At 71.8% G+C, this 13,913-nt stretch carries 14 protein-coding genes; 11 read left to right on the forward strand and 3 right to left on the reverse strand.

Annotated elements, in window-relative coordinates; genetic code table 11:
• The first annotated feature begins 168 nt into the window (after positions 1-168).
• Both BJ965_RS34335 and BJ965_RS34340 read left to right on the forward strand, forming a co-directional pair.
• Positions 169-957 carry an electron transfer flavoprotein subunit beta/FixA family protein gene (locus BJ965_RS34335; protein ID WP_030834884.1) on the forward strand — a complete coding sequence of 263 codons (789 nt, stop codon included), beginning with the start codon at positions 169-171 and terminating at the stop codon, positions 955-957.
• 52 nt (positions 958-1,009) lie between these two features.
• Complete coding sequence (locus tag BJ965_RS34340; protein ID WP_184914335.1) at positions 1,010-1,972, forward strand: electron transfer flavoprotein subunit alpha/FixB family protein; 963 nt, start codon at positions 1,010-1,012, stop codon at positions 1,970-1,972.
• A 56-nt stretch (positions 1,973-2,028) separates the two neighbouring features.
• Here BJ965_RS34340 and BJ965_RS34345 read toward each other — a convergent pair whose 3' ends face one another.
• The gene (locus BJ965_RS34345; RefSeq protein ID WP_184914336.1) at positions 2,029-2,934 is read right to left on the reverse strand and encodes an endonuclease/exonuclease/phosphatase family protein; all 906 of its coding nucleotides are present in this window, start codon (positions 2,932-2,934) and stop codon (positions 2,029-2,031) included.
• A 194-nt stretch (positions 2,935-3,128) separates the two neighbouring features.
• On the opposite strand from BJ965_RS34345, the gene BJ965_RS34350 reads away from it, so the two are divergent.
• A complete protein-coding gene (locus BJ965_RS34350) occupies positions 3,129-4,430 on the forward strand; it encodes a DUF6986 family protein (protein ID WP_184914338.1) in 1,302 nt (433 codons plus the stop codon).
• 153 nt (positions 4,431-4,583) lie between these two features.
• Positions 4,584-6,377, forward strand: coding sequence for a serine/threonine-protein kinase (locus BJ965_RS34355; RefSeq protein ID WP_184914340.1), 1,794 nt, complete (start codon positions 4,584-4,586; stop codon positions 6,375-6,377).
• Here BJ965_RS34355 and BJ965_RS34360 read toward each other — a convergent pair.
• Entirely contained in the window at positions 6,323-7,138 is an 816-nt protein-coding gene (locus BJ965_RS34360) for a hypothetical protein (RefSeq protein WP_184914342.1), read from the reverse strand. The two genes, BJ965_RS34355 and BJ965_RS34360, sit on opposite strands and share 55 nt — an antisense overlap.
• A 7-nt stretch (positions 7,139-7,145) precedes the next feature.
• Positions 7,146-8,210, reverse strand: a complete 1,065-nt coding sequence (locus BJ965_RS34365; RefSeq protein ID WP_184917840.1) for a LacI family DNA-binding transcriptional regulator — start codon at positions 8,208-8,210, stop codon at positions 7,146-7,148.
• A gap of 197 nt (positions 8,211-8,407) precedes the next feature.
• On the opposite strand from BJ965_RS34365, the gene BJ965_RS34370 reads away from it, so the two are divergent.
• The 7 genes from BJ965_RS34370 to BJ965_RS34400 all read left to right on the forward strand — a co-directional run bounded on the left by BJ965_RS34370 (position 8,408) and on the right by BJ965_RS34400 (position 13,882).
• A complete protein-coding gene (locus BJ965_RS34370; RefSeq protein WP_184914344.1) occupies positions 8,408-9,361 on the forward strand; it encodes an ROK family protein in 954 nt (317 codons plus the stop codon).
• 165 nt (positions 9,362-9,526) lie between these two features.
• Positions 9,527-9,970 carry a helix-turn-helix transcriptional regulator gene (locus tag BJ965_RS34375; protein WP_030834860.1) on the forward strand — a complete coding sequence of 148 codons (444 nt, stop codon included), beginning with the start codon at positions 9,527-9,529 and terminating at the stop codon, positions 9,968-9,970.
• A gap of 10 nt (positions 9,971-9,980) precedes the next feature.
• On the forward strand, positions 9,981-10,397 hold the full coding sequence (locus BJ965_RS34380) for a VOC family protein (RefSeq protein ID WP_184914346.1): 417 nt from the start codon (positions 9,981-9,983) through the stop codon (positions 10,395-10,397).
• Positions 10,398-10,499: 102 nt separating this feature from the next.
• Positions 10,500-12,893 (forward strand): ATP-binding cassette domain-containing protein, encoded by a 2,394-nt coding sequence (locus BJ965_RS34385; RefSeq protein WP_184914348.1) that lies wholly within the window; start codon positions 10,500-10,502, stop codon positions 12,891-12,893.
• Positions 12,894-13,054: 161 nt separating this feature from the next.
• Positions 13,055-13,330 carry a hypothetical protein gene (locus tag BJ965_RS34390; RefSeq protein WP_097215086.1) on the forward strand — a complete coding sequence of 92 codons (276 nt, stop codon included), beginning with the start codon at positions 13,055-13,057 and terminating at the stop codon, positions 13,328-13,330.
• A gap of 50 nt (positions 13,331-13,380) precedes the next feature.
• On the forward strand, positions 13,381-13,617 hold the full coding sequence (locus BJ965_RS34395) for a hypothetical protein (RefSeq protein ID WP_184914350.1): 237 nt from the start codon (positions 13,381-13,383) through the stop codon (positions 13,615-13,617).
• Positions 13,618-13,681: 64 nt separating this feature from the next.
• A complete protein-coding gene (locus BJ965_RS34400) occupies positions 13,682-13,882 on the forward strand; it encodes a hypothetical protein (RefSeq protein ID WP_030834847.1) in 201 nt (66 codons plus the stop codon).
• Positions 13,883-13,913: the final 31 nt, after the last annotated feature.

The following is a 13,913-nucleotide window of genomic DNA, read 5'->3' on the forward strand; positions in this document are numbered from 1 at the left end:
CGAAGGTCACAGTTCAAAGCGCTTGCTTAGCGGGAACGAACTGGGTGTACTGACGAGTAATATTTCGCTCGGGGCGTGGGTTCGCCCCGACCGGGATCGGACGCTAGAGGCGCCTATGCTGCCTGCAAGTAGGCAGTATGGAAATGACGATGCAGTAGGAGAGCCGGCGTGAGCTTGAGGATCGTTGTCACTGTGAAGTACGTGCCCGACGCCACTGGCGACCGGCACTTCGCCGATGACCTGACCGTCGACCGGGACGACGTGGACGGTCTGCTCTCCGAGCTCGACGAGTACGCGGTCGAGCAGGCGCTGCAGATCTCCGAGAACTCCGACGACGACGTGGAGATCACCGTCCTGACGGTGGGCCCCGAGGACGCCAAGGACGCCCTGCGCAAGGCGCTGTCCATGGGTGCCGACAAGGCGATCCACGTCGAGGACGACGACATCCACGGCACCGACGCCATCGGCACCTCCCTGGTCCTGGCCAAGGCCGTCGAGAAGGCCGGTTACGACCTGGTCATCTCCGGCATGGCCTCCACCGACGGCACCATGGGCGTCGTGCCCGCGCTGCTCGCCGAGCGTCTGGGCGTCCCGCAGGTCACCCTGCTCTCCGAGGTCTCCGTCGAGGACGGCACCGTCAAGGGCCGCCGCGACGGCGACGCCGCCTCCGAGAACCTGGAGGCCTCCCTCCCGGCGGTCGTGTCCGTGACCGACCAGTCGGGCGAGGCCCGTTACCCGTCCTTCAAGGGCATCATGGCGGCCAAGAAGAAGCCGGTGGAGTCCTGGGACCTGTCCGACCTCGACATCGACGCCGAGGAGGTCGGCCTGGAGGGCGCCTACACCACGGTCGACGGCGCGGCCGAGCGCCCCGCCCGCACCGCGGGCACGATCGTCAAGGACGAGGGCGAGGGCGGCAAGCAGCTCGCTGAGTTCCTCGCGGGCCAGAAGTTCATCTGAGCCCCTTCGCTGACCGCCCCTCATCTTTCGCAAGCAGGAGAGAAGAAGTCCCATGGCTGAAGTTCTCGTCTACGTCGACCACGTGGACGGCGCCGTCCGCAAGCCCACCCTGGAGCTGCTGACCCTCGCCCGCCGCATCGGCGAGCCGGTCGCCGTCGCGCTGGGCAACGGCGCCGGCGACACCGCCGCCGCCCTCGCCGAGCACGGCGCGGTCAAGGTCCTCACGCACGAGGCCGCCGAGTACGCCGACTACCTGGTCGTACCGAAGGTCGACGCCCTCCAGGCCGCGGTCGCCGAGGTGTCCCCGGCCGCCGTGCTGGTCCCGTCCTCCGCCGAGGGCAAGGAGATCGCCGCCCGTCTGGCGCTGCGTCTGGGCTCCGGCATCATCACCGACGCCGTCGACCTCGAGGCCGGCGACGAGGGCCCGGTGGCCACGCAGTCCGTGTTCGCCGCGTCCTTCACCACCAAGTCCCGTGTCTCCAAGGGCACCCCGGTCATCACGGTCAAGCCCAACAGCGCCGCCGTCGAGGCCGCCCCGGCCGCCGGCGCGGTCGAGGCTCTGAGCGTCACCTTCTCCGCGCAGGCCACCGGCACCAAGGTCACCGGCCGTACGCCGCGTGAGTCGACGGGCCGTCCGGAGCTGACCGAGGCCGCGATCGTGGTCTCCGGTGGCCGTGGCGTCAACGGCGCGGAGAACTTCGCGATCATCGAGGCCCTCGCCGACTCGCTCGGTGCGGCCGTCGGTGCCTCGCGTGCCGCGGTGGACGCCGGCTGGTACCCGCACACCAACCAGGTCGGCCAGACCGGCAAGTCCGTCTCGCCGCAGCTGTACATCGCCAACGGCATCTCCGGCGCGATCCAGCACCGCGCGGGCATGCAGACCTCGAAGACGATCGTGGCGGTCAACAAGGACGCCGAGGCCCCGATCTTCGACCTCGTCGACTACGGCGTCGTCGGCGACCTCTTCGACGTCGTCCCGGCCCTCACCGAGGAGATCAAGACCCGCAAGGGCTGATCGGCCCCGGCCGTGGAGGGCCCCCGTGACCGTGCGAACGGTCACGGGGGCCCTTCTCATCCCAGGGTCATCGAGGCCTGCACCGGCAGATGGTCGCTCGGATACGTCCCGTCCTTGCTGAAGGTGTTCATCCCGGCCCAGTGCGTGGTCACCCCGGGAGTGGTGAGGATCCAGTCGATGCGCCGCCCGTCGGGCCTGGGCGCCCGGTAGCCGTGGTGCGTCCCGTACGCCGGACCCCGCGAGGCCGCCGCGTCCCAGGCGTCCACCAGTCCGATGTCCAGCATCAGGTCGTGGACCCGGTTGTCGTGGGCGGCCGCGTTGAAGTCGCCGGTGACGATGACCGGTGACGACCGGTCCCACCCGGCGATCGTCTCGCCGATGAGTCCCGCCGAGCGTTCCCGGGCGTACTGGCTGACGCTGTCCAGGTGAGTGTTGAGGACGTAGAACTCCCGCCCCCCGGCGGCGAGATCGGCGAAACGGACCCACGTCACCATGCGCAGCCAGTCCGCGCCCCAGGTGTTCGAGGCGATCGTGTACGGGGTGTCTGACAGCCAGAAGTGATCGAACTCGATCGCCTCGAGTCTGCGCGTGTCGTAGAAGACCGCCATGAACTCGTCCTTGCTGCCGCCCGCGCGGCCCGTGCCGATCCAGTCGTAGTGCGCGCCGAGATCCTTCTCGATCGCGCGCACCTGCCGGTAGAGCCCTTCCTGGGTGCCGATGAGGTGCGGTCGCTCGCGGCGCAGCAGTTCTCGCATCACCGGTCGGCGCACCTCCCAGCGCGGTGTGCTGTCGACGACGGTCCCGAAGCGGACGTTGAACGTCATGACGTCCAGGGCGCCAGGATGCTCGCCGGCGGAAGCGGGCTGTGTGGGGCCCGCGGTGGTGAGCAGTGGCCCTGCGACGGCGACGGCCGCCGCTGCCTTGAGCCCGTGGCGGCGCGTCACTCCGACCTCGTTCGGCACGTGGTCTCCCTCCCCTTGCACGTCAGGATGAAGCTTGCCTTCTCAATACGGAAGATGAGGGCGGGTTGGCGGTGACCGAGGGTGAAGGATGGGGAACCCCACTTCACGACGGTGTTGACCAGGCCGAAGGTCGGCCGATAACTTCGCTCTACGGATTGTTGATTCCGTACAGCGGAAAATAGGAGGGTCTCGGAATGGGTCAGGGCCAGCAGGAGAAGGTGGCGACGAGCCTCGCGGGCGCCGTCAGCGAGGAGATCAGCGCCTCCCTCGCGCCGGTCGACGCGGAGCTGGAGCGCCGCTACCCCGGGGACCCCGGCACCCGCCAGCCCGTCCACACCGTCTACGTCCCCGGCGACGTCTTCGCCGCCGACACCGTCCGCTCCTGGGGCGACCGGGCCCTCGCCGCCCTTGACGAGCACGCCCCGGACGCCGCGTCCTTCGCCGCCGTCCTCGGCCTCTCCGAGGAACTCGCCGAGCCCGTCCACGCGCGCGTGCGCGCCAAGCTGGAGCGCGAGCCGATCGAGGACCTGCGCGTCGACTTCGAGGACGGCTACGGCAACCGTCCCGACACCGAGGAGGACGAGGCAGCCGCCCGCGCCGCCCGGATCATCGCCGAGGCCTACGAGGAGCGCACCGCCGCCCCCTACATGGGCATCCGCATGAAGTGCATGGAAGCGCCCGTACGTGCCCGGGGCATCCGCACCCTCGACATCTTCCTCACCGGCCTGATGGAGGCCGGCGGCCTGCCCGACGGGCTGGTCCTCACCCTGCCGAAGGTGACCTACGCCGAACAGGTCACCGCCACGGCACGGTTGCTGGACGCCTTTGAGAAGGCGCACGGGCTCGAGCCCGGCCGGATCGGCTTCGAGATCCAGATCGAGACCAGCCAGTCCATTCTCGCCGCCGACGGCACCGCCACCGTCGCCCGTATGATCCAGGCCGCCGAGGGCCGCGCCACCGGACTGCACTACGGCACCTTCGACTACAGCGCCTGCCTCGGCGTCTCCGCCGCCCACCAGGCCAGTGACCACCCCGCGGCGGACCACGCCAAGGCCGTCATGCAGGTCGCTGCGGCCGGTACGGGCGTACGCGTCTCGGACGGCTCGACGAACGTCCTGCCGGTCGGCCCGACCGCGAGGGTCCACGACGCCTGGCGCCTGCACTACGGCCTCACCCGCCGCGCCCTGGCCCGCGCCTACTACCAGGGCTGGGACATGCACCCCGGCCACATCCCCACCCGCTACGCGGCCGTCTTCGCCTTCTACCGCGAGGGCTTCGAGCAGGCCGCCGCCCGTCTGTCCCGCTACGCCCACCGCACCGGCGGCGACGTCATGGACGAGCCCGCCACCGCCAAGGCCCTCAGCGGCTACCTGCTGCGCGGCCTGGACTGCGGTGCCCTGGACATCGGGGAGGTCGCCCGCCTGTCCGGCCTGACCCGGGCGGACCTGGAGAGCTTCGCCGCACCCCGGCGCGGGGACCTGACGGTTTCCGCCTGACGGCTTCCGTGCGCCGGATCCGCCGGCACGTACCGGCCCTGTCACAGCCGTCGCCGGCGGCTCTCGCGGTCACCGCCGCCCCTTAGTCTGTACGCCACGACCGGCGGAGTCGTCCGTCGGCGCATCCGGCGGGCTCACAGGAACGGGGCAGCGGTGTCGACGGGGGAGAACGGGCAGACGGACGGGGCCGGGCGGCTGGTGGCGGGCCGCTACCGCGTCACGGCGGCGCTGGGACGCGGCGGCATGGGCGTCGTCTGGAAGGCCGTCGACGAGGTTCTCGGCCGTGAGGTCGCGGTCAAGGAACTGCGCACCTACACCGACGCGGCCGGTCCCGAACTGGCCGCTCTGCAACTGCGGATGCAGCGCGAGGCACGCGCCGCGGCCCGGGTACGCCACCCCGGCGTCATCGCCGTGCACGACATCGCCCAGGTCGACGGCCGCCCGCTCATCGTCATGGAACTGGTCGACGGGCCGTCCCTGGACGACGTCCTGCGCGAGCGCGGCACGCTGGACCCGGACGAGGCGGCCGGGATCGGCGCGAAGGTCATGGACGCCCTGGCCGCCGCCCACCGTGCGGGCGTGCTGCACCGGGACGTCAAGCCGGGGAACATCCTGCTCGACCGCTCGGGCCGGGTCGTCCTCACCGACTTCGGCATCGCCACGATGGACGATCCGGGGGACGGTTCGGCCACGCATCTCACGCGCAGCGGCGAACTCGTCGGCTCCCTCGACTACCTCGCCCCCGAGCGCGCCCAGGGCGCCGACCCGGGCCCCGCCTCCGACATCTGGGCCCTGGGCGCCACGTTGTACGCGGCCGTCGAGGGCTCCTCGCCCTTCCGCCGCACGTCCACGTTCTCCACGCTCACCGCGATCGTCTCCGAGCCGCTGCCGGAGCCCCGCCGCGCCGGCCTCCTCGGGCCCGTCCTCCAACGGCTCTTGGACAAGCGCCCCGAGTCCCGCCCCGAGGCCGACCAGGCCCGCGCGCTGCTCCAGGCGGTCGCGGACGCGGGCCGCACGGACACGCCGACGTCCACCCTGCGCGGCCCGGCGGCCACGCCCCCGCGCGCGGAGACGGAACGCAGCGTCCCGTCGGTACCTCCGGGGTTCGGTCCGCCGCAGCAGAGCGCAGCCGGGCCGGACGAGGGCACGGGCCCCGGCGCACAGAACCCCGCCACCACCCCACGGGGCACCGGTCCCGTCGACCCCGGCGGCACCACCCCGGCCGCCTCCGCTCCGACCACCCCGTTGAACCCCGACCGCGCCGCGTCCCGCCGCAAGGGCCGTGCCCTGCTTGCCGCCGCGGCCGTCGCCGTCGTCCTCGCCGCCGCCGGGACCACGGTCGCCCTGCTCGGCGATTCCGGAGGCAAGGAGACCGGCGCGCAGACCGACGCGACCCGCGCGAAGGGCGGGTCCTCCGAGCCCGGCGGGGCGGACGACGGCTCCAGCGCGCCGCGGGCCACGCAACAGGGCGACGACGACAAGGGCGGGGATCCGTCGAAGAAGCCCGCTGACGAGAAGGACTCCGAGCCCACCGGCCGGACGACCAGCCCGGCCCCCGAGAAGCCGGCCGGTGGCGGCACCGGCGGAGGGAAGCCGGACGGTGGCACCTCCGGCGGCGGTTCGGGTGGCGGCGCCACGACGGGCGGCGGCTCGGCCACCCCGGCCACCGGCTGTCATCCCATCGGCGGCGGCAAGTACAACTGCCAGGTCTGGAAGACCGCCGACTCCCACACCGCCTCCGGCACCAAGATCGGCATCCTCAACGCGGGCACCAACTACTTCTACTGCCAGCGGAACCTGGGCCGCCGCGAGACCTCCGGGGAGTGGACCAACGTCTGGTGGGCGAAGACCGACGACGACAGCGGCAACACGGACGTCTGGGTCAGCGACGTCTACATCAAGGGCGGCGACAACGACGCGCCGGTCCCCGGCCTCCCGGTCTGCTGAACCCGCGCCGAGGCGGCCACGTACCGCTCGAGCCCCGAGGCCGTCACCAGCTTCTCCTCGATGAACAGCCGGGTGCCCCGCTCGCACAGCCGCCGGTCTCCGCGTGCCCGTGCGCAGAACTCCCCGGGCACCACACCGAACAGCTCCCGCAGACGCGGCAGCCCGACGAGGAGCTCGGTCAGCAGCTCCCGCTCACCCGGATGCGTGCGCGGGGTGCCCGTGCCGTCGTGGAGGACGCCGTGCCGGTTGACGTAGGCGTACGCCCCGGGCAGACGGGTGCCGTCCGCGAGGTCGATCCGGACGTCGGGTGACGGCAGCCAGGCCCGGTCGAAGTTGCCGCCCGGCACCGGCACGCCCTCACTCGCGTCGATCACCGCGAGCTGCTCGGCGTCGAGCCACAGGACGAACAACTCCCGCACGGTGCCCGGGGCGCCGACCGGCGACGCCGACACGTACCCCATGCGGCTCACATGCGCGGAGACGCCGGCGTCGACGCCCGTCACCCGTGCCTTCACCATCGGCAGCGCCGACCTGATCCCGAACTCCGTCATCTTGTGCCGCAACTGCCCCGGGCAGCCGTTGGATCCGATGGCGATGACCGGAGTGCGGTCCTCGTACACCAGACGCTCGGCCGGCAGGAAGCGGTCCCCGTCGAGGACCCCGGAATCCGCGGGCCACGCACCCGGATACAGCAGGGGGTGCTCACGCGGCGCCTCGGCCAGGCCGAGTGCCAGCAGGGTGCGATCGGTGGCGTCGCCCATGGGCCGCTCAGTCCGCCGGCGGGATCTCGCCCGAGCCGCGGGTGATCAGCCGGGTCGGCAGCTCGATGCGCTCGGGGGTGACGAGGGTGCCGTCCAGCTGCCGGAACAGGCGCTCCGCAGCGGTGCGGCCGATGTCCGAGGCGTCCTGGGCGACGACCGTGACGCCCGGCTGGAGGAGGTCGGCGAGCTCGATGTCGTCGAAGCCGACCAGGGCGACACGGCGGGTCTGCTCGGCGAGCACCCGGATCACGGTGACCGTCACGCGGTTGTTGCCCGCGAAGATCGCCGTGACCGGGTCCGGGCCGGTCAGCATCTCCTCGGCGGCCCGGCGCACCCGCTCGGGATCGGTGACGCCCAGGGACATCCAGGAGCCCGCCACCGGTATGCCCGCGTCCTCCATCGCCGCCCGGTAGCCGCGCAGCCGCTCGGCAGCGGTGTGGATGCGGGGCATGTCGCCGATGAAGCCGATCCGGCGGTGCCCGTGACCGATGAGGTGGGCGACGCCGTCGCGGGCGCCGCCGAAGTTGTCCGACAGGACCACGTCGGCGTCGATGTGCCCGGCCGGCCGGTCCACGAACACCGTGGCGACGCCCGCCTTGAGCTCGGGCTCCAGGTACCGGTGGTCGTCCCCGGCCGGGATCACCACCAGCCCGTCCACCCGCCGCGCGCACAGGGCCAGCACCAGTTCCTGCTCGCGCTCGGGGTCCTCCGCGCTGGAGCCGTTGATCAGCAGGGCGCCGTGCGCGCGGGCCACCTCCTCGACCGACCGGCTCAGGGGCCCGTAGAACGGGTCCGCGAGGTCTTCCAGGACCAGGCCGATGCTCGCCGTGCGGCCCTTGCGCAGCACCCGCGCGCTGTCGTTGCGGCGGAAGCCGAGGGCGTCGATCGCCTCCTGGACCCGCCGCTCCGTTTCCGGCGTGACCCCCGGCTCCCCGTTCACGACACGGGAGACCGTCTTGAGGCCGACTCCGGCGCGTGCCGCTACGTCCTTCATGGTCGGCCGGGTGCCGTAGCGCGTGGCGGATCGGAGAGGGGTCTGGGGCACGGTGCGGTGTCCTGTCCTGTCGTCCAGGGGGTGCGTCGATCCTGGGTTTGTATGAGGATGTGGCGTCGAGCATAGAGCCTGGACAACGTTGTCAGGCTCGGGAGAGACTGTCCACCGCAATCTCCGGCCCCGCGCACCGCACCGGGATCGGTCCGCTGCTTGCCCTGCTTGATGGCTTTCTCGGCGTTTTTCTCATGCATGCCCGACGGGGAGATCCGACTCTGATGCACACCGACCTCGTGGCCGCGCTCGACATCGGCGGCACCAAGATCGCCGGCGCTCTGGTGGACGGCCGCGGCCGGATCCTGGTCCGCGCCCAGCGGCCGACGCCCGCCCGGGAGGAGGGCGACACCGTGATGCGGGCCGTGGAGGAGGTGCTCGGTGAGCTCACCGTGTCGCCGCTGTGGGGGCGTGCCACGGCCGTGGGCATCGGCAGTGCCGGGCCCGTGGACGCCTCCGCGGGCACGGTGAGCCCGGTGAACGTGCCCGGCTGGCGCGACTATCCGCTCGTCTCCCGGGTCCGGGCGGCCGCCGGGCATCTGCCCGTCGAGCTGATCGGCGACGGCGTGGCGATCACGGCGGCCGAACACTGGCAGGGCGCCGCTCGAGGTCATGACAACGCGCTGTGCATGGTGGTCTCCACGGGCGTGGGCGGCGGTCTGGTACTCGGCGGCCGGCTGCACCCCGGGCCCACCGGCAACGCGGGTCACATCGGCCACATCAGCGTGGACCTCGACGGCGATCTGTGCCCGTGCGGCTCGCACGGCTGCGTGGAGCGCATCGCGAGCGGCCCCAACATCGCCCGGCGCGCGCTGGAGAACGGCTGGCTCCCCGGTGCCGACGGTGACACCTCCGCCGCCGCGGTGGCCGCCGCCGCCCGGTCCGGCGACCCGGTGGCCGTCGCCTCCTTCGAGCGGGCCGCGCAGGCCCTGGCCGCCGGGATCGCCGCCACCGCGACCCTCGTGGAGATCGACATCGCGGTGATCGGCGGGGGAGTGGGCAAGGCGGGCGACGTCCTGTTCGACCCCCTGCGCAAGGCCCTGAGCACCTACGCGACGCTGTCCTTCGTCCGGCACCTGACCGTGGCGCCGGCGCAGATGGGTACCGACGCCGGGCTGGTGGGCGCGGCGGCGGCCGCCCTGGCCAAGCGGACGGACGCGGCGGCGGCCGGGGTGTGAGACGGGTCCCGCCGATCCGGCAGGAACGTTCAGCCTGCGGTGGCCTGATGCGGGCCGTCACGGGGGCCGACGGGGCGGTGGCCCCGGCCGGGGCTATACGGACCGGTTCGTTCCGTATGGGCGGAAATCGGCCGTACGTGTGTGCGGTGTGGCACGATCGCTCTTGTGAGCAGCAGACCCGCCTCGGCGCAGCACCTGCGTGACCTCGCCCGACTGCGCCGCGTCAAGGACCGGATCGACCGGGAGTACGCGAAGCCTCTCGACGTCGAGGCGCTCGCCCGGGGCGTGCACATGTCGGCCGGGCACCTCAGCCGCGAGTTCCGGCAGGCGTACGGCGAATCTCCGTACAGCTACCTCATGACGCGCCGCATCGAGCGCGCGATGGCGCTGCTGCGCCGGGGCGACCTCAGCGTCACCGAGGTGTGCTTCGAGGTCGGCTGCGCGTCGCTGGGCACCTTCAGCACCCGTTTCACCGAGCTGGTCGGCATGCCGCCGAGCGCCTACCGGCGGGAGGCGGCTCGCGCGACGGCCGGCATTCCGTCGTGCGTGTCGAAGCAGGTGACCAGACCGGTCAGGAATCGAGAAGCGCCCGCCGCGAGCCGAAACTAGCGTGATGGCCATGGACCTTCACATTCACGCCAGCTTCCTTCCGCACGACGACCCGGACGCCTCCCTGGCGTTCTACCGCGACACCCTCGGCTTCGAGGTCAGAAACGACGTCGGATACGAGGGCATGCGCTGGATCACCGTCGGCCCCGTCGGCCAGCCCGGCACGAACATCGTGCTGCACCCGCCGGCCGCCGACCCCGGCATCACCGAGGACGAGCGCCGCACCATCGCCGAGATGATGGCCAAGGGCACCTACGCCAGCATCGTCCTGGCCACCACCGATGTCGACGGCACTTTCGAGCGGGTACAGGCGGGCGACGTCGAGGTGGTCCAGGAGCCGGTGGACCAGCCCTACGGCGTCCGCGACTGCGCCTTCCGCGACCCCGCGGGCAACATGGTCCGCATCCAGCAGCTCAAGGCGACGTAACAGCCCCCGCACCGCACCCCCCGCGCCGCCCCCCCACCGGGAGCGGCGCGGGGGACCGAGAACGTCCGAGCGCGGCAGCCCCGCCCGACAGATGGAGACACCATGAGCAAGGCCACGACGGCGGACAGACAGTCGCCCGGGCCGCACGTTGCCGACAGCCATGACGTGATCCGCGTGCACGGCGCGCGCGAGAACAACCTCAGGGACGTCAGCATCGAGATCCCGAAGCGCAGGCTCACGGTGTTCACCGGCGTCTCCGGCTCGGGCAAGAGCTCGCTGGTGTTCGACACGATCGCTGCGGAGTCGCAGCGGCTGATCAACGAGACCTACAGCGCTTTTCTGCAGGGGTTCATGCCGAACCTGGCGCGGCCCGAGGTCGACGTGCTGGACGGGCTGACGACCGCGATCGCCGTCGACCAGCAGCGCATGGGTTCCGACCCCCGCTCCACCGTCGGCACCGCCACCGATGCCAACGCGATGCTGCGGATCCTCTTCAGCCGGCTCGGCACGCCCCACATCGGCCCGCCCGGCGCCTTCTCCTTCAACACCGCCTCGGTCTCGGCGAGCGGTGGGTTCACGGTGGACCGAGGTGCCGACAAGACCAGGACCGAGAAGGTGTCCTTCAGCCGCACCGGCGGCATGTGCACCCACTGCGAGGGCCGGGGCACGGTCTCGGACATCGACCTCACCGAGCTCTACGACGACTCCAAGTCGCTCTCCGAGGACCCCTTCACCATTCCCACGTACACCGGTGACGGCTGGGTGGTACGGGTCATCACCGAGTCGGGCTTCTTCGACAAGGAGAAGCCGATCCGCGAGTACACCAAGAAGGAGCGGCACGACTTCCTGTACCGCGAGCCGGTCAAGGTGAAGATCAACGGGGTCAACCTCACCTACGAAGGGCTGATCCCGAAGCTCCAGAAGAGCTTCCTGTCCAAGGACCGCGAGTCGATGCAGCCGCACATCCGGGCCTTCGTGGACCGGGCGGTGACCTTCACCCGGTGCCCCGACTGCGACGGCACCCGGCTCAGCGAGCTCGCCCGCTCCTCGAAGATCGGCGAGGTGAACATCGCCGACGCCTGCGCGATGGAGATCCGGGACCTGGCGGAGTGGGTCCGGGGACTCGACGAGCCGTCGGTGGCGCCGCTGCTCACCAAGCTCCAGCACACCCTCGACTCGTTCGTGGAGATCGGCCTCGGCTACCTCTCGCTCGACCGGTCGTCGGGCACGCTCTCCGGTGGCGAGGCGCAGCGCACCAAGATGATCCGCCACCTCGGCTCCTCGCTCACGGACGTCACCTACGTCTTCGACGAGCCGTCCATCGGCCTGCACCCCCATGACATCCAGCGGATGAACAACCTGCTGCTGCGCCTGCGCGACAAGGGCAACACCGTGCTCGTCGTGGAGCACAAGCCCGAGACGATCGCCATCGCGGACCACGTCGTGGACCTCGGCCCCGGCGCCGGCACGGCGGGCGGCACCGTCTGCTTCGAGGGCACCCTGGAGGGGCTGCGGGCCAGCGGCACCGTCACCGGCCGTCACCTCGACGACCGCGCCAAGATCAAGGCGACGGTCCGCAAGCCCACCGGCGCGCTGGAGATCCGGGGCGCCTCGGCGAACAACCTCCAGGGTGTCGACGTCGACGTCCCGCTCGGCGTCCTCACCGTCGTCACGGGCGTCGCGGGCTCCGGCAAGAGCTCGCTGGTGCACGGCTCGATCCCCACCGACGAGGGCGTGGTGGCGATCGACCAGACCCCGATCCGCGGCTCCCGGCGCAGCAACCCGGCGACGTACACCGGTCTGGCCGACCCGATCCGCAAGGCCTTCGCCAAGGCCAACGGCGTGAAGCCCGCGCTGTTCAGCGCCAACTCCGAGGGCGCCTGCCCCACCTGCAACGGCACCGGTGTCATCTACACCGACCTGGCGATCATGCAGAGCGTCGCCACGCCCTGCGAGGAGTGCGAGGGCCGGCGGTTCGAGGCGTCGGTGCTGGAGTACCGCCTCGGCGGCCGTGACATCAGCGAGGTGCTGGCGATGCCGGTGACCGAGGCCGAGGAGTTCTTCGGCAGCGGCGAGGCCCGCACCCCGGCCGCGCACAAGATCCTGGAGCGGCTCGCGGACGTCGGGCTCGGCTACCTCACCCTCGGCCAGCCGCTCACGACGCTGTCCGGCGGCGAGCGGCAGCGCCTCAAGCTGGCCACGCACATGGGCGACAAGGGCGGCGTCTACGTCCTCGACGAGCCGACCACCGGTCTGCACCTGGCGGACGTGGAGCAGCTGCTCGGCCTGCTCGACCGGCTCGTCGACTCCGGCAAGTCGGTCATCGTGATCGAGCACCACCAGGCGGTCATGGCGCACGCCGACTGGATCATCGACCTCGGCCCCGGTGCGGGTCACGACGGCGGCCGGATCGTCTTCGAGGGCACCCCGGCCGACCTCGTCGAGGCCCGCTCCACGCTGACCGGGGAGCACCTGGCGGCCTACGTGGGCGCCTGACCGGAGGTCCGTACGGCCGTGAGGTGAGCCGCCCGGCGCGCTCCGGGGCCCGCCTCACAGCCGCACGCTCGCCATGTCGGACATTGAGGACAAATCTGGCGAATATCGACATCCGTTGAGGGCACTCCGTCTCCTGAATCCCCCACGGAACGGAGCCACTGATGATCATCAAGAAGATGCACGAGATGGGCGTCCGCAGCGAGCACGCCTACCTGGCCGGCATGGCCTCCATCGGCCTCAGCGTGGTCGCCTGGATGGGCTCGAGGAAGATGGAGGCCGGGACCGGTGTCGCCCGCGCCGACCGCTGGGGCATCTTCGTCGGCGAATGGGCACCCACCTTCTTCGGTCTCGGCCTCGCCCTGTCGCACTACGAGCAGCAGGACGGCACCCTCACCGCCGACGTCCACGAGTTCCGGCCGACGCGGAAGGCGGGCTGAACGGCCCAGCCCGGCGCGCGGCCGGCGCCGTCCCCGCGCACCCTGGTGCCATGGCGTCCGTGAAACCCGTCGTGGTCTACCCGCCCGCCGTGGACGGCGGACGGCGGGTCCGCGTGGACGACCAGTTCCTCGGTATCGCCTACGGGCCGCTCGACATCGCGGAGTTCCTGCGGCGAGCCGGGATCGAGGACGCGGACGAGGCGTACGTGGCGGCCACGGGCCTGATCGAGTGGCGCGGCGGCGGCCCCGGAGCCTGGGCGGCCGACCGGGACGGCGACTCCGCGTAGCCGCCCCTCGCCCGGTCGTACGCGGCTGCGTGACCCCGGAGCGGGTCCGGCAGTTGAGTCGGGCATGAAGAAGCGCAGCATGCTCGCCATCGCCTCCCTCGCCACCGGCTTCGTCGTCGCGGCGGTCACCCCGTCCCACGCCCTCGGGGACGGCCTCCGCACCCTGAACGTCGACGAGACCCTCAAGACCCTCGACGAGACCGTCGCCAAGGACAGCCTGTCCCTGGACCGGGAGGACGGCGCCCAGGCGAAGAAGAAGGGCTGACGAGCCGCACGGCCCCGCAGCCACGGCGCCG

The organism is Streptomyces luteogriseus (assembly GCF_014205055.1).
GTDB classification, from domain to species: Bacteria; Actinomycetota; Actinomycetes; order Streptomycetales; family Streptomycetaceae; genus Streptomyces; species Streptomyces luteogriseus.

Bases quoted from the DNA above. Each gene is read 5' to 3' on its own strand.
- BJ965_RS34340 (WP_184914335.1), top strand. From the start codon at position 1,010: ATGGCTGAAGTTCTCGTCTACGTCGACCACGTGGACGGCGCCGTCCGC.
- BJ965_RS34350 (WP_184914338.1), top strand. From the start codon at position 3,129: ATGGGTCAGGGCCAGCAGGAGAAGGTGGCGACGAGCCTCGCGGGCGCC.
- BJ965_RS34360 (WP_184914342.1), bottom strand. From the start codon at position 7,138: ATGGGCGACGCCACCGATCGCACCCTGCTGGCACTCGGCCTGGCCGAG.
- BJ965_RS34370 (WP_184914344.1), top strand. From the start codon at position 8,408: ATGCACACCGACCTCGTGGCCGCGCTCGACATCGGCGGCACCAAGATC.
- BJ965_RS34380 (WP_184914346.1), top strand. From the start codon at position 9,981: ATGGACCTTCACATTCACGCCAGCTTCCTTCCGCACGACGACCCGGAC.
- BJ965_RS34385 (WP_184914348.1), top strand. From the start codon at position 10,500: ATGAGCAAGGCCACGACGGCGGACAGACAGTCGCCCGGGCCGCACGTT.
- BJ965_RS34390 (WP_097215086.1), top strand. From the start codon at position 13,055: ATGATCATCAAGAAGATGCACGAGATGGGCGTCCGCAGCGAGCACGCC.
- BJ965_RS34395 (WP_184914350.1), top strand. From the start codon at position 13,381: ATGGCGTCCGTGAAACCCGTCGTGGTCTACCCGCCCGCCGTGGACGGC.
- BJ965_RS34400 (WP_030834847.1), top strand. From the start codon at position 13,682: ATGAAGAAGCGCAGCATGCTCGCCATCGCCTCCCTCGCCACCGGCTTC.